Annotated in this window: 21 protein-coding genes; 12 read left to right on the forward strand and 9 right to left on the reverse strand. The window is 66.4% G+C overall.

Annotation, left to right across the window (positions count from 1 at the left end):
• A partial coding sequence (locus Q7J26_RS08800; RefSeq protein WP_304936084.1) for an NAD(P)(+) transhydrogenase (Re/Si-specific) subunit beta occupies positions 1-1,010 on the forward strand: 1,010 nt, incomplete at its 5' end.
• Here Q7J26_RS08800 and Q7J26_RS08805 read toward each other — a convergent pair.
• Positions 1,007-1,324: a hypothetical protein gene (locus tag Q7J26_RS08805; RefSeq protein WP_304936085.1), complete on the reverse strand. Its 318-nt coding sequence runs from the start codon at positions 1,322-1,324 to the stop codon at positions 1,007-1,009. The genes Q7J26_RS08800 and Q7J26_RS08805 overlap by 4 nt on opposite strands.
• Entirely contained in the window at positions 1,321-1,602 is a 282-nt protein-coding gene (locus Q7J26_RS08810; protein ID WP_304936086.1) for a DUF2442 domain-containing protein, read from the reverse strand. The genes Q7J26_RS08805 and Q7J26_RS08810 overlap by 4 nt, the downstream gene beginning before the upstream one ends.
• Positions 1,603-1,692: 90 nt before the next feature.
• Between Q7J26_RS08810 and Q7J26_RS08815 the strand changes: the two genes are divergently transcribed.
• The 3 genes from Q7J26_RS08815 (at position 1,693) to Q7J26_RS08825 (ending at position 3,734) form a co-directional block, all read left to right on the forward strand.
• Entirely contained in the window at positions 1,693-2,124 is a 432-nt protein-coding gene (locus Q7J26_RS08815; protein ID WP_304936087.1) for a cupin domain-containing protein, read from the forward strand.
• A 29-nt stretch (positions 2,125-2,153) separates the two neighbouring features.
• Positions 2,154-2,546, forward strand: a complete 393-nt coding sequence (locus Q7J26_RS08820; RefSeq protein ID WP_304936088.1) for a DUF1801 domain-containing protein — start codon at positions 2,154-2,156, stop codon at positions 2,544-2,546.
• 78 nt (positions 2,547-2,624) lie between these two features.
• Positions 2,625-3,734: an acyltransferase gene (locus tag Q7J26_RS08825; RefSeq protein WP_304936089.1), complete on the forward strand. Its 1,110-nt coding sequence runs from the start codon at positions 2,625-2,627 to the stop codon at positions 3,732-3,734.
• A gap of 2 nt (positions 3,735-3,736) precedes the next feature.
• On the opposite strand, the gene Q7J26_RS08830 is transcribed toward Q7J26_RS08825, so the two are convergent.
• Complete coding sequence (locus tag Q7J26_RS08830) at positions 3,737-3,961, reverse strand: hypothetical protein (RefSeq protein ID WP_304936090.1); 225 nt, start codon at positions 3,959-3,961, stop codon at positions 3,737-3,739.
• Positions 3,962-4,053: 92 nt separating this feature from the next.
• Here Q7J26_RS08830 and Q7J26_RS08835 point away from each other — a divergent pair, with 92 nt between their 5' ends.
• The 3 genes from Q7J26_RS08835 to Q7J26_RS08845 all read left to right on the forward strand — a co-directional run bounded on the left by Q7J26_RS08835 (position 4,054) and on the right by Q7J26_RS08845 (position 7,460).
• Entirely contained in the window at positions 4,054-5,043 is a 990-nt protein-coding gene (locus Q7J26_RS08835; protein WP_304936091.1) for a YafY family protein, read from the forward strand.
• 65 nt (positions 5,044-5,108) lie between these two features.
• On the forward strand, positions 5,109-6,557 hold the full coding sequence (locus tag Q7J26_RS08840) for a hypothetical protein (protein WP_304936092.1): 1,449 nt from the start codon (positions 5,109-5,111) through the stop codon (positions 6,555-6,557).
• Positions 6,558-6,629: 72 nt separating this feature from the next.
• The gene (locus tag Q7J26_RS08845) at positions 6,630-7,460 is read left to right on the forward strand and encodes a universal stress protein (protein WP_304936093.1); all 831 of its coding nucleotides are present in this window, start codon (positions 6,630-6,632) and stop codon (positions 7,458-7,460) included.
• Positions 7,461-7,473: 13 nt separating this feature from the next.
• On the opposite strand, the gene Q7J26_RS08850 is transcribed toward Q7J26_RS08845, so the two are convergent.
• Genes Q7J26_RS08850 through Q7J26_RS08860 form a run of 3 tightly spaced genes read right to left on the reverse strand, consistent with a single transcriptional unit; the run spans position 7,474 to position 9,563 of the window.
• Positions 7,474-7,755 carry a type II toxin-antitoxin system RelE/ParE family toxin gene (locus tag Q7J26_RS08850; protein ID WP_370651930.1) on the reverse strand — a complete coding sequence of 94 codons (282 nt, stop codon included), beginning with the start codon at positions 7,753-7,755 and terminating at the stop codon, positions 7,474-7,476.
• Positions 7,752-8,081: a hypothetical protein gene (locus Q7J26_RS08855; protein ID WP_304936094.1), complete on the reverse strand. Its 330-nt coding sequence runs from the start codon at positions 8,079-8,081 to the stop codon at positions 7,752-7,754. The genes Q7J26_RS08850 and Q7J26_RS08855 overlap by 4 nt, the downstream gene beginning before the upstream one ends.
• 36 nt (positions 8,082-8,117) lie before the next feature.
• Positions 8,118-9,563, reverse strand: a complete 1,446-nt coding sequence (locus Q7J26_RS08860) for a short-chain fatty acyl-CoA regulator family protein (protein ID WP_304936095.1) — start codon at positions 9,561-9,563, stop codon at positions 8,118-8,120.
• 156 nt (positions 9,564-9,719) lie between these two features.
• Between Q7J26_RS08860 and aceA the strand changes: the two genes are divergently transcribed.
• The gene (aceA, locus tag Q7J26_RS08865; protein WP_304936096.1) at positions 9,720-11,000 is read left to right on the forward strand and encodes an isocitrate lyase; all 1,281 of its coding nucleotides are present in this window, start codon (positions 9,720-9,722) and stop codon (positions 10,998-11,000) included.
• A gap of 14 nt (positions 11,001-11,014) precedes the next feature.
• Positions 11,015-11,224, forward strand: a complete 210-nt coding sequence (locus Q7J26_RS08870; RefSeq protein WP_183195938.1) for a hypothetical protein — start codon at positions 11,015-11,017, stop codon at positions 11,222-11,224.
• 69 nt (positions 11,225-11,293) lie between these two features.
• Here Q7J26_RS08870 and Q7J26_RS08875 read toward each other — a convergent pair whose 3' ends face one another.
• On the reverse strand, positions 11,294-12,394 hold the full coding sequence (locus Q7J26_RS08875; RefSeq protein WP_304936097.1) for a hypothetical protein: 1,101 nt from the start codon (positions 12,392-12,394) through the stop codon (positions 11,294-11,296).
• A gap of 84 nt (positions 12,395-12,478) precedes the next feature.
• The gene (locus tag Q7J26_RS08880) at positions 12,479-13,414 is read right to left on the reverse strand and encodes a ribose-phosphate pyrophosphokinase (RefSeq protein ID WP_304936098.1); all 936 of its coding nucleotides are present in this window, start codon (positions 13,412-13,414) and stop codon (positions 12,479-12,481) included.
• A gap of 191 nt (positions 13,415-13,605) precedes the next feature.
• On the opposite strand from Q7J26_RS08880, the gene Q7J26_RS08885 reads away from it, so the two are divergent.
• From Q7J26_RS08885 to Q7J26_RS08895, 3 genes are all read left to right on the forward strand, one after another.
• Positions 13,606-14,460, forward strand: a complete 855-nt coding sequence (locus Q7J26_RS08885) for an outer membrane protein assembly factor BamD (protein WP_304936099.1) — start codon at positions 13,606-13,608, stop codon at positions 14,458-14,460.
• Positions 14,461-14,557: 97 nt separating this feature from the next.
• Positions 14,558-16,255, forward strand: a complete 1,698-nt coding sequence (recN, locus tag Q7J26_RS08890) for a DNA repair protein RecN (protein ID WP_304936100.1) — start codon at positions 14,558-14,560, stop codon at positions 16,253-16,255.
• A gap of 178 nt (positions 16,256-16,433) precedes the next feature.
• Positions 16,434-16,958, forward strand: coding sequence for a hypothetical protein (locus Q7J26_RS08895; RefSeq protein WP_304936101.1), 525 nt, complete (start codon positions 16,434-16,436; stop codon positions 16,956-16,958).
• Positions 16,959-17,019: 61 nt separating this feature from the next.
• On the opposite strand, the gene Q7J26_RS08900 is transcribed toward Q7J26_RS08895, so the two are convergent.
• Positions 17,020-17,895, reverse strand: coding sequence for a hypothetical protein (locus Q7J26_RS08900; protein WP_304936102.1), 876 nt, complete (start codon positions 17,893-17,895; stop codon positions 17,020-17,022).
• Positions 17,896-17,947 lie beyond the last annotated feature (52 nt).

Raw genomic sequence — 17,947 nt, forward strand, 5'->3', positions numbered from 1 at the left:
TCGGCGTCGCCATCGGGGCCATCACCTTCACCGGCTCGGTCATCGCCTTCGCCAAGCTGAACGGCAACATGAGCGGGTCGCCGATCATCCTGCCGGCGCGGCACCTTATCAATGTCGGCCTGGCGCTTGGCCTGGTCTTCCTGATCGGCATTCTGATCGGCACCGGCGGGGCGGCGACCTGGGCCTTCTGGGGCGTCTTCCTGATCGCCCTGGTGCTGGGCGCGACCCTGATCATCCCCATTGGCGGCGCCGACATGCCCGTCGTGGTGTCGATGCTGAACTCCTATTCCGGCTGGGCGGCGGCGGCGCTCGGCTTCACGCTGGAGAATATCGCCCTGATCATCACCGGCGCCCTGGTCGGGTCGTCGGGCGCGATCCTGAGCTACATCATGTGCAAGGGCATGAACCGCAGCTTCATCAGCGTCATCCTGGGCGGCTTCGGCGGCGCGGACGCGGCGGCCGGTCCCGCCGGCGCCAAGGAGACGCGGCCGGTCAAACAGGGCTCGGCCGAGGACGCCGCCTTCATCCTGAAGAACGCGTCCAAGGTCATCATCGTGCCCGGCTACGGCATGGCCGTGGCCCAGGCCCAGCATGCGCTGCGCGAAATGGCCGACAAGCTGAAGGAAGAAGGGGTCGAGGTGAAATACGCCATCCACCCCGTCGCCGGCCGCATGCCGGGCCACATGAACGTCCTGCTGGCCGAGGCCAACGTCCCCTATGACGAGGTGTTCGAGCTGGAAGACATCAACGCCGAGTTCGCCACCGCCGACGTCGCCTTCGTCATCGGCGCCAACGACGTCACCAACCCCGCCGCCAAGACCGACCCGACCAGCGCCATCTACGGCATGCCGATCCTGGACGTGGAGAAGGCTGGGACCGTGCTGTTCATCAAGCGCGGCATGGGCTCGGGCTATGCCGGCGTGGAGAACGAGCTGTTCTTCCGCGACAACACCATGATGCTGTTCGCCGACGCCAAGAAGATGGTCGAGGGTATCGTGAAGGGACTTTAGTCGTCAGCGTCTATCGTTTCAGCGCAGACAGAGATCGTTCGACCTTCATCAACACGACACTGACGGCCACACTCGAAGGTGGGCTGTCCGCTGTTTCCGCTTTCGATCATCGCACTGCGGCCAGGCGCGTAGGAGTGTGACTGCACGGCTTCTTGTCCCGCCAGCTTGCACATTTCGCGAGTAAAGCCGGGCGTGATGAGGGCGTGGCCGCTACTACCTGCTGGATAAACGAACAGCGTCCAGTTTTCTTTGTCGCCGCACGAAGTGAGCATCAGCGATGAGAAAATTAGAAGGCTGACTCGCAAAAGTCTCATGCCGCCTCGCTCACCGGCCGCAACGTCCCCGTATCACGCATCATCCTGTGCGCATTGATCGGATCGATGTCGCAGCCGTTGGGCCAGGTCGGAACGCCCATCTCGACGAAGACGCGGGCGAAGAAGGCCGGATTCTTCAAGGGTTCGGTCATCGGCCCCAGTGCCGTGAACTCGCTCAGATTGATGACGCCCAGGGTGTCGTCGTCGAACACGATCTCCAGTCGGTGGTCGGCCAACGCCCGAACGCGGCGGGCTCGGACCATCTTGATCTCAGTCATCCGACAGACCCTCGATCCTGAACGTCGGCTGTCCCGACACGGCCAAATCGATATGATGGGCCTGTCTCATGATCATCAAGGATTGTGTCCGTGTCTAGTTTCGATGGCGTAACCGCCGCCGACATCATCCGCCTGCTCGACCTCCAGCCCCATCCCGAGGGCGGCCATTATCGCGAGACTTTCCGCGACCCACGCACGGTCGAGGGGCGGTCGGTGGGGACGGCGATCTATTTTCTGCTGGCGGCGGGCGAGCGGTCGCACTGGCACAGGGTGGACGCGGCCGAGATCTGGCATTTCCACGCCGGCGCGCCTCTGGCGCTGGAGATCGAGGGGCAGGGCGTCGTGATCCTGGGCGTCGATCTGGCGGCGGGGCAGAGGCCGCAGGCGGTGGTGCCGACCGGGGCGTGGCAGGCGGCGCGAAGCCTGGGCGACTGGACCCTGGTCGGATGCACGGTCGCGCCGGGGTTCGAATTTGCCGGTTTCGAGCTGGCGCCGGATGATGGGCCGCCTCTGGAGGGGTGATCATGGCCAGCGCGCCCAAGACTCGTTAGGTGAAGACCCGACCCACCGACGCCTCGGTCGATGACTTCATCGCCGCCGTCGAGGACCCGCGCCGACGGGCCGACGCAGCGGCCATGTGCGCCCTGATGGCCGAGGCGACCGGCGAACCGGCGGTGATGTGGGGATCGTCCATCGTCGGCTTCGGCCATACCGACGGCCCGACCGGCGACTGGCCGCTGATCGGCTTCTCGCCGCGCAAGGCCAACCTGGTCCTCTATGTCGCCGGCTTCCCAGGGCGGGAGGATTTGGTGGCGAAGCTGGGCAAGGTGAAGACCGGCGTGGGCTGTATCTACGTCAACCGACTGGACCAGCTGGATGGCGCGGTGCTGCGCGACCTGTGCGACCAATCCGTGGGGGCGATGCGAGCCCGCCATCCGGGGTGATGAGGGCCGTCCGGCCCATCGTCTCGCCAACCGCTGAAACCCCTATCGCCCGAACGTGACCAGCGCTATCACGCATCCGTGAACACGCTGTCCAAACCCGCCCTCGTCGCCCATCGCCGTTTCGAGGCGCTCGATTCCCTGCGCGGGGTGTGCGCCATCCTGGTGGTCATGTTCCACATGCCGGTCGCCAGCCATTGGCGGAGCTGGGACTTCATCCAGCACGCCTATCTGTTCGTCGATTATTTCTTCGTCCTGTCGGGCTTCGTCATCGCACATGCCTATGCCGAGCGGCTGAAGACGGGGGCGGACGCCGGGCGGTTCATGGTGCGGCGGTTCGGGCGGATCTGGCCGATGCACGTGCTGATGCTGGCGGCCTATGTAGGGCTTGAACTGGCGCGGCTGGTTTTCCATTTTGATGGGGCGGCGCCGTTTACGGGGGATCGGTCGGTGGGGGCGATCTTCACCAATCTGGCCCTGATCCAGGCTTGGCACATCCATCCGCACCTGACCTGGAACGGGCCGTCTTGGACGCTGAGCGCAGAGTGGGCCTGTTATCTGATCTTCGCCGGCCTGGTCCTGGTGGCGCCCAAGCGGTTCCGCTGGATCGGCCTGGTCCTGGCCATCGTCGGGGGCGTGCTGGTGGTCAGCTACGCCCGGCGCTGGATGAACACCACCTATGACTTCGCCGTGCCGCGCGCCGTCTATGGCTTCTTCCTGGGCTGCCTGCTGCAGGGCCTATGGATGAACATCCCGCGCCTGAAGGGCCTCGCCGCCACGGGGCTGGAGATCGCGGCCATCGTCGGAACTTGCGTCTTCGTGGCCTGGGCCCAGGGGCCGGTGACGGTGGCCGTCACCCTGGTCTTCGTCGCCCTGGTCTGGGTGTTCGCAGGCGAGGAGGGACGGGTGTCGCGCCTGCTGGATCATCCGGCCCTGGTGACCCTGGGGCGCTGGTCCTTCTCCATCTACATGGTCCACATGTTCATCCTGACCGTGATGCTGATCATCGCGCGCAAGCTGGACTGGATGCCGGGCGGACGGCGCGTCGACTTCGGCTCGGTCTGGCTGAACGACCTGTTCGCGCTCGGCCTGTTCGGCTTCATCGTCGTGATCGCCGTCTGCGCTCACAATCTGGTCGAACGGCCGGCCCAGCGCCTGATCGACCGCTGGACCAAGCCCAAAGTCGCCTGAATTCAGGCCGCCATCAGCCAGGGCGTTTCCGCCGGGTCCGACCGGGCCTCGTCCCACAGGGCGTCCTCGTCCGAATAGCGGGCGATGGCGGCGGCGGAGATGACGTCCACCACCTGTTCTTCCAGCCGATCCCAGATGACGGCCAGGTCCGACGATCCGTCGGCCTCGCACGGCACGATCAGATAGCGGTTGGCGTTGACGGCGTTGGTAGGATTGAAACGAGCCATTTGATGATCTCCTGAAGCGGTCGGCCTCTTGTCGATGAGGATGTTATGGCGCACTGATACGTCAGAAACGGACGTATCATTCAGGAGCGACGGTGAGACACGACAAGGCGGCCATGGTGATCGACCTGGCGCGGCGTATGGCCGCCAGCGCCGAAGGCCTGACCATCGACGAGATGGCGCGTGACATGCGCGTCGCTCGCCGCACCGCCGAGCGCATGCGCGACGCCGTCTTCATGCTGTTCCCGACGGTGGAGGAGGTGTCGGACCCGCCGTCGAAACGCTGGCGCATCCGCGGCGGTCTGTCGGCCTTCGAACAGGCCCCCACGGCCACCGAGATGCTGGAATTGTCCAAGGCGGCCACAGGCCTGCGCACGGCGGGCGAACCTGCGCGGGCGGCGGCGCTGGAGGGACTGGAGCGCAAGCTGAAGGCGGCGATGCGCTCCACCACCCTGAACCGGATGGCCCCGGATCTGGAGGCCCTGGTGCGGGCCGAGACCATCGCCGTCCAGGCCGGGCCGCGCCCCTCGGCGGACGAAGGCCTGCTGACCGCCATTCGCGGGGCGGTGCTGGCGCAACAGCCGCTTGGCTTCACCTATTCCCGGCCGGGCGCCGAACCGCGCCGCCGCACCGTCGCCCCGTGCGGGGTCATGTTCGGCCGCGCCAACTATCTGGTCGCCGCCGACCGCGAGACCGGCCGTATCCAGACCTTCCGCCTGGACCGGATGAGCAGCGTCGCCCCGCAGGAGGGGGTGGCGGCCCCGCCCGCCGACTTCGACCTGGGCGTTTTCGCCAGCCAGTCCTTCGGCATCTATCAGGACGAGATCGAGGACGTGGTGCTTCGCATCGCCCCCGAGGGTGCGGCCGAGGCGAAGAGCTGGCGTTGGCACCCGACCCAGTCGTTCGAGGACCAGGCGGACGGCGGCGTCATCGTGCGGTTCCGGGCGTCTGGCATGCGCGAACTGGCCTGGCACCTGTTCACCTGGGGCGAACAGGCCATGATCCTGGCGCCCGCGCGGCTTAAGGCCGTCATGGCGGGGGAACTGGCGGCGGCCGGACGCGCTCTGGACGCGGCGCGCGGATGACGAAGGCTTAAGGTGACGCTGTCGCCCGTCGTCGCTATGGCCGCCATGATCAATCGGAGAACTCCATGCGTCTGAAGACGGCCCTTATCTGCGCCGCCCTTGTCGGTTTCTCGACCGTGGCGGCCTGCGCCTCGCCCGCCGTCGTCGGCTCTCAAGGCCGGGGCGCGGCCGAGGACGGTCGCGTCGCCGTGTCGGTCGAACGCGACGGCGGCCGCTGGACCGCCGACTATCAGATGGACCGCGACGCCCCGGCCTGGGCCTTCTTCCGCTCGGCCCTGCTACGCGAGAGCCGCCAGCCGTGGCGACCGGCTTGGTGGCGGGTGGAGACGCCGGGCGTGGTGCTGGAGCGGATCGGCGATTACGACGTGTTGCGCTCGACCGACGGCGGGCCTGTGCCGCGCAATGTCCGCATCATCATGACGCCGCGCCCCGGCGATCTGGAGGCCGAATATGACCCGGCCCTGGTGTTCTCGGACGGCACGGTGGCGCTATTTTCCGGCCAGTTCGACGTCATCCCGCTGGAGTCAGCCGCCGCCGCCCGCGCTTTGCCGCGCGATCTGAATGGCGTCGATGTGCCCGGCGGTCCGGCCAGCGTGACCTGGCGTGACCGCGCCGGCCCGGTTCTGTTCAAGGGCGAGCGCGCGCCCCAGGTGACGGCGGTGGACGCCCAGACCTATGTCCTGTTCGGCGACGCGACGACGCGCCAGGGGGAGGGGATCACCACCGTGATCGATCCCGGCCTGCCGCGCTGGCTGGGCGACGAACTGGCCGGTTTCACCCCCCGCGTCATGGCCTATTACGCCCAGCGTCTGGGTCGGGCTCAGGGCGAAGCGCCCACCTTGATGGTCAGCTGGACCGGCCCGACCAAATCCCTGTCCAGCATGGGGGGCAGCGTTTTGCCGGGTCTGATCTCGATGAATTTCGAAGGGGAGGGGGTGCTGGACCCCGACGCCCAGGCCCTGGCCCGTGCCCACTGGTTCATCGGCCACGAGGCGGCGCATTTCTGGCTGGGGTCGCAGGGGCTGAAATATCAATACGCCCGCGAGGCCTGGATCACCGAGGGCGGGGCCGACCTGATGGCGGTGCGGGCGCTAAAGGCCATCGACCCCGCCTATGACGACCGGGCCGAACTGCAGCGCGAGGTGGACGACTGCGTCACTCTGTCGACGGGCAAGCCCGTGGCCTCGGCCGGGGACCGGGGCGACAACCGCGCCTATTACGCCTGCGGCGCCGTCTGGGGCCTGGTCATCGAAGCGGCGGAGCGACGCGCGGGCGGGGGCGACTTCTTCGACGTGGTCGCCGATTTCCAGCGGCGCGACAATGACGACGGGGTGCTGAGCCGCGACGAATGGTTGGGCGCTCTGACCCGCCTGTCGCGCGACCCCACCCTGGCCAACGACATCTCGACCATGCTGGACCAGGGCGTCGCCAACCCTTCCGCCGTCATCGCCCGCCTGTTCCAGCGCACCGGCGTCGCTTTCCGTCTGGAGAACGGGCGGGTGATCCTGATCTGACGGCTTTGATGCGGATCAAGGCGGGCAGGGTCCGAAGGGCGCATTCAGGCTTCGGTAAAGAGGAGCACCGCCATGACCTATGCAAGCCTGATGGTCTATGTGGATGACGAAGCCGACAATGTCGCGCGGATCGGTTTCGCGCGCGATCTCGCCGCCATCCATGACGCGACCCTGATCGGCATATCCGTCAGCGAGCCCGAGCCGCCGCTGGTCGACGCCTATGTCGCCGGGGGAATGGCCGGCGAAATCCTGTCCTTGCGCCGGGACCAGGCGGACGGAGAACTGTCCGCCGCCAAGGTCCGATTCCTAGAGGCCATGAAGGATACCGGCATAGATCACGAATGGCGAGCTGAGACGGGCTATCCCGCCTCGTGCGTCGCACGCCATGCGCGGGCGGCCGACCTGATCCTGGTGGGGCGTGACGCCGGGCGCCTGCCCTATCGTGCGCCGGACGCCGGAGACCTGATCATGAACATCGGCCGGCCCGTTCTGGTCGCGCCGCCTCACGCCCAGGCCGCGCCGGTCGACGGCGTCGTCCTGGTGGCGTGGAAGGAAGGCCGCGAGGCCCAACGCGCGGTCGCCGCCGCCCTGCCGCTGCTGAAACAGGCGCGCGAGGTCAAGGTGGTCGAGATCTGCGCCTCGGCCGACGCGGCCGCCGCCGCCGCGCGCGTCGCCGACGTCGCCGCCTGGCTGCGCCGCCATGGCGTCGTCGCCGAAAGCGAGGCCAAGGTGCGCGACGAACGCCCTGCCGGCGACCGCATCCTGGCCCTGGTCGAACAGACCGGCGCCAATCTGATCGTCTCCGGCGCCTGGGGTCATTCGCGGATGCGGGAATGGGTCCTGGGCGGCGTCACCCAGGCCCTGCTGAACCGCAGCCAGTCCTGGCTGCTGCTGAGCCATTGAGGTCGCCGTGACTTCAGCGGTCTTCGCGGGAGTGGAAGATGCGGGCGACAACGACCACGTCCAAATCGACGCGGTACTGAACCACGTAGCCGCTGGCGCCGAAGGGGATGTAAAGCTCGCGTCGATTGTCTCTGATAATCGGATGGCGGTTAGGCATGACTTCCAGGGATGTGACGCCTTTCTGGATCGCAACTACGCAACGGCGGGCCGCCGTTTCGCTATGCTGGCCAATGAATTCCGCTAGGCGTTGAAGGTCCGCATCGACCGCCTCTCCCAACCGGACGGTGTATTTCAACGGCGGGCGGCCAACTTGTCTTCTACGGCTTGTTCAAACCGCCGCATGGCGTCTTCCAGTGTGACGAACTTGCCGGTGCGATCATACTCCGCGAGGCGGCGATCTGCCTCGGTCCAGTCATGCTCCGACGGCCTTGCCTCAAAGACTGCGGCGTCTTCACAGACCATCATGCCGCCTTCGCCCGTGTCGCCGTGCGATTCCATCAGCGCCTCCACGATAATCCTCACGGCATAGTCTTCGGGAGCCATCCTTGCCTCAAGCGCCGCGTCCTTGAGACACCTCAGGACTTCGTCGGTCAGATCCAGCTTGAGGACACTGTGGGTCATTGCGAAACCCTATCGCAACTATGAGTAGATGTGAACTCACATCGCTGCGAACGGATAGGGGCTGACCGATTTGGACCAGTCGTCCACCGCCAGCGGCCGGTCGATCGGCGCAGCGGCGCGTTCGGCGCAGGGATGGCGGTGACACAGGCGGCAGGCGGGGCCGATGGGCGTGACCTCGGGCCGCTCCAGATCCAGGCCGTGGGCATAGGCCAGGCGATGGGCGTGGCGCAGTTCGCAGCCCAGGCCGATGGCCAGGTCGTGGCTCTCGCCGAAGCCGTCCCGGCCCTGCCGCTCGACCGTCCGGGCGAAGGTGAACCAGCGGCCGCCGGGCTTGCCGTCCTGGGCCGGGGTCTCGATGATCTGGGTGATGATCCGGCCCGGCGTGCGGAAGGCTGAGTGCAGCCGCCAGCGCGGGCAGGCGCCGCCATAGCGCGAAAAGGGAAACGCCCCCGCCGCATAGCGTTTGGAGATGTTGCCCGCCTGATCGACCCGCATCAGGAAGAAGGGCACCCCCCGCGCCGTCGGCCGCGACAGGGTAGTCAGACGATGCGCCGCCTGCTCATAACTGACCCCGAACCGCGCCTGCAGCCGCGCCAGGTCATAGCCCGTCTCCTCGGCTGTGCGCTGAAAGGCGGCGTAGGGCATCAGGGTCGCGGCGGCGAGGGTATTGGTCAGGGCCACTTTCAACAAGGATCGCGTCGCGGCGTCGGGCGCGCCGGCCGTCTCGACCATGGCGTTCAGCGCCTGTCCGTGTTCGACTAGGACCAGCTGATAGGCGACGGCGAAGGCGCGCGAGGACGGCCCTAGGGTCTCGGACAGCAGCAGCCGCCGCCGGTGCAGGTCATAGCGCCGCGTCCATTCCACCATCACCTCGGCCGGCAAGGTGCGGACGCCCAGGTCGTGCTTGGCCGCCAGCCGCAGGCGCGCCGCCGGCTCAAACCCGTCGCCATGGGCCGGGGCGTCATTCGCAAGCGCGTCCGACAGGGCCTCGCCCATCTGGTCCAGTTCAGGGAAATGATTGCCGCGCGACTGGATATATTCCCGCACCCATTCGGCCGGACTGGCCTCGATCAGGCCTTCGCCGTTCTCGGACGCCGCGCGGGCGCGGGTGCGGCCGTCGTCGAAGGCCTGATAGAGCCGCAACAGGGCGTCGGCGATCCCCGGCGCCTCTTCCAGAACCTGCACCAGTTCGTGCCGCGGCGCCGACAGCCCCTTGAACAGGGGATCGGCCAGGATCTCGGTCAGCCGCGCCTCATCGGCGGCCCCGCCCTGGTTCAGGGCGCGCAGATCGACGTCATAGGTGTCGGCCAGGCGCAGCAGCAACTGGGCAGAAACCGGGCGCTGATTGCGTTCGATGTGATTGAGATAGCTGGGAGAAACCTCAAGATCGGTCGCCATCGCCGTCTGGGTCAGGCCCAGGTCGCGGCGCAGCCGCTTCAGTCGCGCGCCAAGGAAAAGTTTGCGGTCAGCGGACGTCTCCATAGGCGCAGAATGTCATAATGTGACTGAATATGCAAAGTCATAGTATGACAAGATGACTTTAAAGGAGCGCCTATCTCTGTGTCATTCATGACTTCCGCGTGTTCTTGTCTCCGAGACGGCGGCTGCGGCCGCGCCATTCAGAGACCGAGTTCGACCATGACCACCTTCGCCGATCTGGTTCCTTCGCCCGCCGGCCGTTTCGACGGCATCGAGCGTCCCTACACCCCCGAGGACGTCCTGCGTCTGCGCGGCTCGGTGCCTGTCACCCACACGCTTGCCGAACGCGGCGCCAATCGTCTGTGGCAGCTGCTGCACGACGAGCCCTTCATCAACGCCCTGGGCGCCGTCACCGGCAACCAGGCCATGCAGATGGTCCGCGCCGGGCTGAAGGCCATCTATCTGTCGGGCTGGCAGGTCGCGGCCGACGCCAATACGGCCGGCGCCATGTACCCGGACCAGTCGCTGTACCCGGCCAACGCCGCGCCGGAACTGTGCCGCCGCATCAACCGCACCCTGCAGCGCGCCGACCAGATCGAGCACGCCGAGGGCGGCGCCAAGCGTGACTGGTTCGTGCCCATCGTCGCCGACGCCGAGGCTGGCTTCGGCGGGCCGCTGAACAGCTTCGAGATCATGAAGGCCTTCATCGAGGCGGGCGCCGCCGGCGTCCACTTCGAGGACCAGCTGGCGTCGGAGAAGAAGTGCGGCCACCTGGGCGGCAAGGTTCTGATCCCGACCCAGGCGCATGAGCGCAATCTGGTGGCTGCGCGTCTGGCCGCCGATGTCATGGGCACGCCGACCATCACGGTCGCCCGCACCGACGCCGAGAGCGCCCAACTGATCACCTCGGACATCGACGAGCGCGACCAGCCCTTCATCGACCGCGACAACCGCACGCCGGAGGGCTTCTTCCGCCTGAAGGAGGGAACGGGCCTGGACCACTGCATCGCGCGCGGCCTGTCCTACGCCAACATCGCCGACCTGCTGTGGTGGGAGACGTCGCATCCGGATCTGGACGACGCCAAGAAGTTCGCCGAGGCCGTGCAGAAAGAGCATCCCGGCAAGCTGATGGCCTACAACTGCTCGCCGTCCTTCAACTGGAAGGCCAAGCTGGACGACGCCACCATCGCCAAGTTCCAGCGCGAGCTGGGCGCCATGGGCTACAAGTTCCAGTTCGTGACCCTGGCGGGCTTCCACAGCCTGAACAACTCGATGTTCGAGCTGGCGGACGGTTATCGCGATCGCGGCATGGCGGCCTATTCGGAGCTGCAGCAGCGCGAGTTCGCCAACGAATCCATCGGCTACACCGCCACGCGCCACCAGCGCGAAGTCGGCACCGGCTATTTCGACCAGGTCGCCACGGTTATCTCCAACGGCACGTCCTCGACGACGGCGCTGAAGGACTCGACCGAGACCGCCCAGTTCACCCACGCGGCTTAAGGAAAGGAACCTCTATGGAACCGCTGACCCAAACCGAAGCCATCATCGACTTCTGCCTGGCGCCCCTGTCGCTCGACGCCGGGACCGAGGCCGAACGCGAAGTGCGACGCCGCATGACCCATGTGCTGCGGACCTATCAGGCCAAGACCGCCAAACCCATCGCCGTGGACTTCTCGTCCATGCCGTCCCAGGTGATCAACGAGGCCGCGCACGGCTACGAATAGGCCGTCCCGCGTAAAGAAAAAGGCCCGCCCCGATCACTCGGGGCGGGCCTTCGTCTGTCTGAAAGTCGCTTAGCGCGATGAGGAGGGCGTGGTGTTCAGCGAGGCCGTCGGCGACGGCGCGGGGGTCGGCGTCAGGGTGACCGAAACCGGCGAAACCGCAGCGGGGGGCGTGCTGGTCTCTTCGGGATCGCCGACCGTGATCGAGGTGGTCAGCACCGCCTGGGTGGTGCAGGTGGCCAGGTCGCGAGCGACGTGACGGCCCAGGCAGAACATGTCCTCATAGGCGGGGCGCGAGGCGGCCAGGCACTGGAACAGCATCAGTTTGGACATGTTCAGGCAGAATTCGCTGTTCGTCTCGACCACCAGGGCGTCGGTATTGGCCCGGGCTTCGTCACCGGCGGCCCCGAGAGCGGCCAGGGCGGCGATGGCCAGCGATCGCGTCAAGGCCGGCGTATAGGGGGGCGCCTTGCGCGACGCCTCGACCGACAGGCCCTGTCCGGTGTTGGCGGCCGTGAACAGACGGCTGGATTCATCGCCCGACGGCAGCATGGTCGCCGCCGACAGGGTCTTGGCGCCCTCCAGGCGAACTTCCCGGTTGGGCACATGGGTGACGGCCCAGCGACGGCGTGGATCGTTGCGTTCCTGAACCGTATAGGCGTCAGCCTCGACGGCCTCGGCGATGGCGCGCATCGCGACGGCGTCCTTGCCGATGGTGGCGGTGATCAGGCCTGCCGCGGCGTCGGCGCCCGGCAGGGTGGCGGCATAGGCGGGATCGGCGACGATCTGGGCGATCACCTGCTGGCGTTGAACCGGATCGACGGCGAACTGGCGCACCCCGGCCACGAACTCGGGCGATTGAAGCGCGATGATCGAGCCATAGGCGATCAGGCCGCGCGACAGCTGGGCCGGTTCATACGAGGCGCCCTTGCGGATGGCGGCCTGGATGGATTCGGCGTCCGGGAAGCCGCCGGGCTGGATGGTCTCGGCTTCCCGCAGGAAGGCGACATAGATGGAGGCCGCCTGCGCCACGCCCTCGTTCAGCGAAACCGGCGGCGGCGGCGGAGGCGGAGGCGGAGGCGCCTCGGGCTCCTTGGTGGTGCAGCTCGCCAGGAAAACAGCGGCTGCCAGGGCGGCGATCGACAGGCCGCGGGTCATGAAGGCCTTGGGCATAGGGGCGCGTCCACAGAACTATGGCCCCGGAAGGGGCGTGTACTTGAAGCCGCTTATAACGTGACGAAAGTGGTTTGCCGAAGATTAATCGAACAACTTTGACACAGATTCTTCGTTGGCGATCCGACGGATAGCTTCACCGATAAGCGGCGCGACGGAAACCCTGCGGATTTTCGAGCACTTCAGGACTTCATCGGGTTGTTCGATGGAGTCGGTGATCACCAGCTCCTTCAGCGGCCCGTCGGTGATGCGTTGCACCGCGGGGCCGGACAGAACGCCGTGGCTGATATAGGCCGAGACCTCAGTCGCGCCCTGATCGATCAACGCCTTGGCCGCATTCACCAGGGTGCCGCCCGAGTCGACGATGTCGTCGAACAGGATGCAGCTTCGGCCCTCGACGTCGCCGATGATGTTCATGACCTCGCTTTCGCCCGCCTTGGGGCGACGCTTGTCGACGATGGCCAGGTCGGCGTTCAGGCGGCTGGCCAGCGAGCGGGCGCGCACCACGCCGCCCACGTCGGGCGAGACGATCATCAGGTCGTCGCCGCGCGCATAATTCTCGCGGATGTCCTGGGCCAAGACCGGCGTGGCCACCAGATTGTCGGTCGGAATGTCGAAGAAGCCCTGAATCTGGCCGGCGTGCAGATCCATGGTCAGCACCCGGTCGGCGCCGGCGCGGGTGATCAGATTGGCCACCAGCTTGGCCGAGATGGGCGTGCGACCGCCAGTTTTGCGATCCTGACGGGCGTAGCCGAAATAGGGCATGACGGCCGTGATGCGACGGGCGGAGGCGCGCACCAGCGCATCCGTGATGATCAGCAGCTCCATCAGATTGTCGTTGGCCGGATAGCTGGTCGACTGAAGGATGAAGACGTCCTCGCCGCGGACGTTTTCTTCAATGACGGCGAAGACCTCGTTGTCGGCGAACCGCTTGACCTGGGCCTTGGTCAAGGGGGCGTCCAGATGGTCGGCGATGGCCTGAGAGAGGGCTCGGTTGGAGTTGCCTGAGAGCAGCTTCATCGGCTGGTCATCCTTTCGCCGTCATCCGACCCCCATGAACGGCGGTCGGTTGGCGCGCTCTTTACCAGCGGTGCCGGGCAGGGCAAGTCGTGTGCGGAGAGTTTTCGTCGGCATGGCGCGGTCCGGTCGTGGGTGCTAGAGAACGCCGCGTTCGTTTCCGGAGCCAGGCCGAAGGCCTGTCTTCGCTCGTCATGGGGTCATCCTTGTCCGTTTCCAAGATCCGTTCCGGCCTGGTGCTGATGGCCGCGGCCGCCGCCGCAATGACAATTGCGGGCTGCGCCGGCAATGCACGCCCCAAGCTGGCCTATGAAGAGCGGCCGGTCGAGGCGCTGTACAACACCGGTTATCAGCGCCTGGAACAGAAGCGCTGGGCCGACGCCGTCGACTATTTCCAGGAGGTGGAACGCCAGCACCCCTATTCGGACTGGGCGCGTCGCTCGATCCTGATGCAGGTCTACGCCTTCTATCAGAACAACAACTATGCGGACGCCATCGCCGCCGCCGACCGGTTCATCGCCCTGTTCCCGGGCAATCCGTCGGCCGCCTACGCCTTCTACATGAAGGCGGTCTGCAACTTCGAACAGATCACCGACGTGGGCCGCGACCAGGGCTACGCCAACGCCGCCCTGGCCGGGCTGAAGGACGTCGCCCGCCGTTATCCGGGCACGCCCTACGCCAGCGACGCCGCCGTCAAGATCGACATGGTCAACGACCAGCTGGCCGGCAAGGAAATGAACATCGGCCGCTATTACCAGCGCGCCAACCAGCCGCTGGCGGCCCTGAACCGCTACAAGGCCGTCATCGCCAACCCCGAGTTCCAGCGCACCTCCCATACGCCCGAGGCCCTGTACCGCCTGGTCGAGGTCAATATGCAGCTGGGTCTGAAAGAAGAGGCGACGCGCAACGGCGCCGTCCTGGGCTACAACTTCCCCGGCAGCCCCTGGTACGCCGAGGCCTACGCCCTGCTGACCGAGAACGGCCAAACCCCGGAAAAAGCCCCCGAGGCCAAGCGCGAATCCTGGCTCCAGCGAATCATCCCCGGCTGATCGTCCGGGACGGGCGGGGGAACGCACTTGTGTATCCCCGAACATGTCTCGATTCTGTCGGCGTGATCCTGATTCGTTCCACCGGCGACCAACCTCCATGCTGACCGCCCTTTCCATCCGCGACATCGTCCTGGTCGATGTGCTCGACCTCGAGGTGGACGGCGGCCTGACCGTGCTGACCGGCGAGACGGGGGCGGGCAAGTCGATCATTCTGGACGCCCTGGGCCTGGCCCTGGGCGGGCGCGGCGACGCCGGCCTGGTGCGTCGGGGCGCCAAACAGGCGGTCGCCACCGCCATCTTCAGCGCCCCGGACGACCCGGACCTGCTGGCGCTGATCGCCGACAAGGGGTTCGAGGTTCAGCCGGGCGAAGATTTGATCCTGCGCCGCGTTCTGAGCGCCGACGGCCGCAGCCGGGCCTATGTCAACGACCAGCCCGCCGGGGTCACGGCCCTGCGCGAGATCGGCGCCGCCCTGGTCGAGGTCCACGGCCAGCACGAGACCGTCGGCCTGCTGGACTGGCGCACCCATCGCGGCGCCCTGGACGCCTATGGCGGTCTGCAACCCCAGCTCCAGGCTGTCGCCGCCGCCTCGGTCAAGCTGAAGGCCGCCGAGGCGAAACTGGCCGAGCTGAAGGCCCAGGCCGCCGACGCCGCCGTGCGTGTCGAGGAGATCACGCTCAACCTGTCCGAACTGGACGCCCTGGATCCCCGCGCTGACGAGGAGACCGAACTGGCCGGCGAACGCGCCCTGCTGGGCGCCGCCGAAAAGGCCATCGCCGATCTCGCCGACGCCCGCACCCAGCTGGGCGGCGACAAGCTGAGCCAGAAGCTGGGCGCCGCCCTGCGCGCCGTCGAACACGCCCGCCAGCGCGCCGGCCAGGCGGGGGCCGAGGGCGACCATCCGGTCATTGTCAAACTGTCCGCCGCGGTCGAGGCCATCGACCGCACCATGGTCGAGGCGGCCGAGGCGGTCGCCGCCGTGGACGCCGCCGCCGACGCCTTCGACTATGAGCCCGGCCGCCTGGACAAGGCCGAGGAACGGCTGTTCGCCCTGCGCGCCGCCGCCCGCAAGCTGAACACCACGGTCGACGCCCTGCCGTCGCTGCGCATCCGCCTGCGCGAGCAGTTGCGCCTGATCGAGGACGGGGAGGAGGCCCTTGCCAACGCCGGCCGCGAGGCCGCCGAGGCCGCCGAATCCTATGACCTGGCCGCCACCTTCCTGACCTCGGCGCGCGAGGCGGCGGCCGACCGCCTGACCGCCGCCGTCATGGGCGAACTGGGCCCGCTGAAGCTGGAGCGCGCCCGGTTCCGCGTCGCGCTGGAGCCGATCGAGGGCCGTCGCGGCCCCGACGGGGTCGAGACGGTGCGCTTCCAGATCGCCACCAACGCCGGAACCGACTTCGGCCCGCTGGACGCCATCGCCTCGGGCGGCGAACTGGCCCGGTTCGCCCTGGCCATGAAGGCCGCCCTGGCCAGCCGCGAGGACATGCGCCAGCCGGTCATGATCTTCGACGAGGTGGACCAGGGCGTCGGCGGCGCCGTGGCCGAGGCCGTCGGCTCGCGCCTGAAACGCCTGTCCACCGGCGCCCAGGTCCTGGTCGTCACCCACAGCCCCCAGGTCGCCGCCCGCGGCCACGCCCACTGGAAGGTGATGAAGGCCGACCACGAGGGCGCGACCACCACCACCGTCGTCGCCCTGGACGACGCGCGCCGTCAGGAAGAGATCGCGCGGATGCTGTCGGGGGCGGAGATCACGGATGAGGCAAGGGCGGCGGCGCGGGCGCTGATCGGGTAGGGGGCGGAGGCGAAAACCCGACCGTTCAGGAATGCTTACTTGGCGTTTTCAACTTAGAATAACCTTCTAAAGGTCCGGTCCGAACCTCACGCCAGCGCCAAGTTGACGTTACATTCCAGCGTAAATGTCCGCCGGACCGATGCCTTTGAAAACGAGGTGGCCAAATGTTTGGGGAGCGATGATGGCGCGGGTGGGCTATGATGCATTTGAAGGATTAAAGCGCCTCGCAGAGGCCGGTGAACGCCTCGATATCGGTGTCGCTGAAGTTCTCGTCTATCATCTTGCGGTGGAACGCGAAGTCGCTCTGGTGGTCGACAAACTCGCAGTCTACCCGGATTCCTTAAGAACCTTGAGTCATGCTAACCGAATGAAAGTGCTCGGTGCTTTCTGGCGCGGCCCAAAGGAAGCGGGGGAGTCGCTACTAACGGTTCTTCAGCGCTTTAACGAATTACGAAACGGTGTAGCTCATGGCGACCCGCCGAGGCGGATCGAAGCCGCGAAGAGCCGTTTGCGTGAAGCCTTCGTCGTCCTCCTGCCCGGCGATGATCAAGACCAACTCACAATTCCAGAAATCGCTGCCGGAGTGGTTGGTTTCCTCGCTGACAATCCCTCCAATGCGCAACTCAGGTTGAGACGCATGGCGGCCGATGTGTTCGAGCAGACTTTCGTGGGGCACGATGTAGATACTGACAAGGCCGATTGACTAAATCCACTAGCGGTCATTCAAGCCGAGGGCTGGCGTTTCTAGGCCTCTATGCCCGACTCTAAGGGGCCGTACTGGTTGGGTACCCCATCTCTTCGGCGTACTCGAAGCCGGCATTGGTGACCGCGAACACCTCGCCTTTGTACCCCCGGTCAGCGAGGAAACCCCTTTCAACGAGTTCCTCAACGGCTCCGGTCCACCGAGCAGTGTCTCGTGGACTATTGTCCCCGAAACTCTCACGCCCGGCTTGGACATGCGTGCCGCCGAGCGTTCGTAGGACCATCACGGTCCCGTCCTGAACAGCGCTTCGAAGTAGAATGTCACCTGCCTCCGAGAGGGGGGGGGGCGATGGTCTGAAGGAGGCTAGGTCAGGGTCGAGGTTCACCGTGACGTAGCCACCCTCACTGGGATCGATGATCGACTGCAAGTACGGGTTTTGCTGGAGAGCCAACGGCACCTGCCGTTGCAGCTTCATCCTGAAGTCGTCGATGCTTTCATAAGTCTGGACGAGCCCTTCTGTCATCGCCCACTTCTTAAACTCCTTGAGTTTCTCGTACTGGTCGTGATCCACGCTGTCCGGGCGCACGGGAGCGTCGGAGAAGTAGATCATAACGGGCTTGCCTGCCTCCCTATGACGATCGATCTCTTCGATAGACCCACTGATGGCCTTGCCGGTGTCACTGCCGACCCGCGTCCAGAAGATGCCGATCAGCAGGTCTGCATCAGTCAGCAGACGTTCATTGATCATGTCCTGGGGCCGGCCCGATAGCTCGGGTGAGGAATGCGTTTCCCAGCCAACCGGCATCAGGACCAGGGACTCCCGCTTTGAGTAGACGTCGTTCCACTCTGTCAGGATTTGGCGCACGAGCGCCCTCTCTGTGGGCACGTCACTGGGGGACGCGATCATGACGGAAATTACGTTCGCTTTGTAAGCCATGGTGGTCCTCAACCGTGGATCAGTACGATAGGGCAGATTCGCGCGGACGACT

It is taken from the genome of Brevundimonas sp. (assembly GCF_030656255.1).
GTDB lineage: Bacteria > Pseudomonadota > Alphaproteobacteria > Caulobacterales > Caulobacteraceae > Brevundimonas.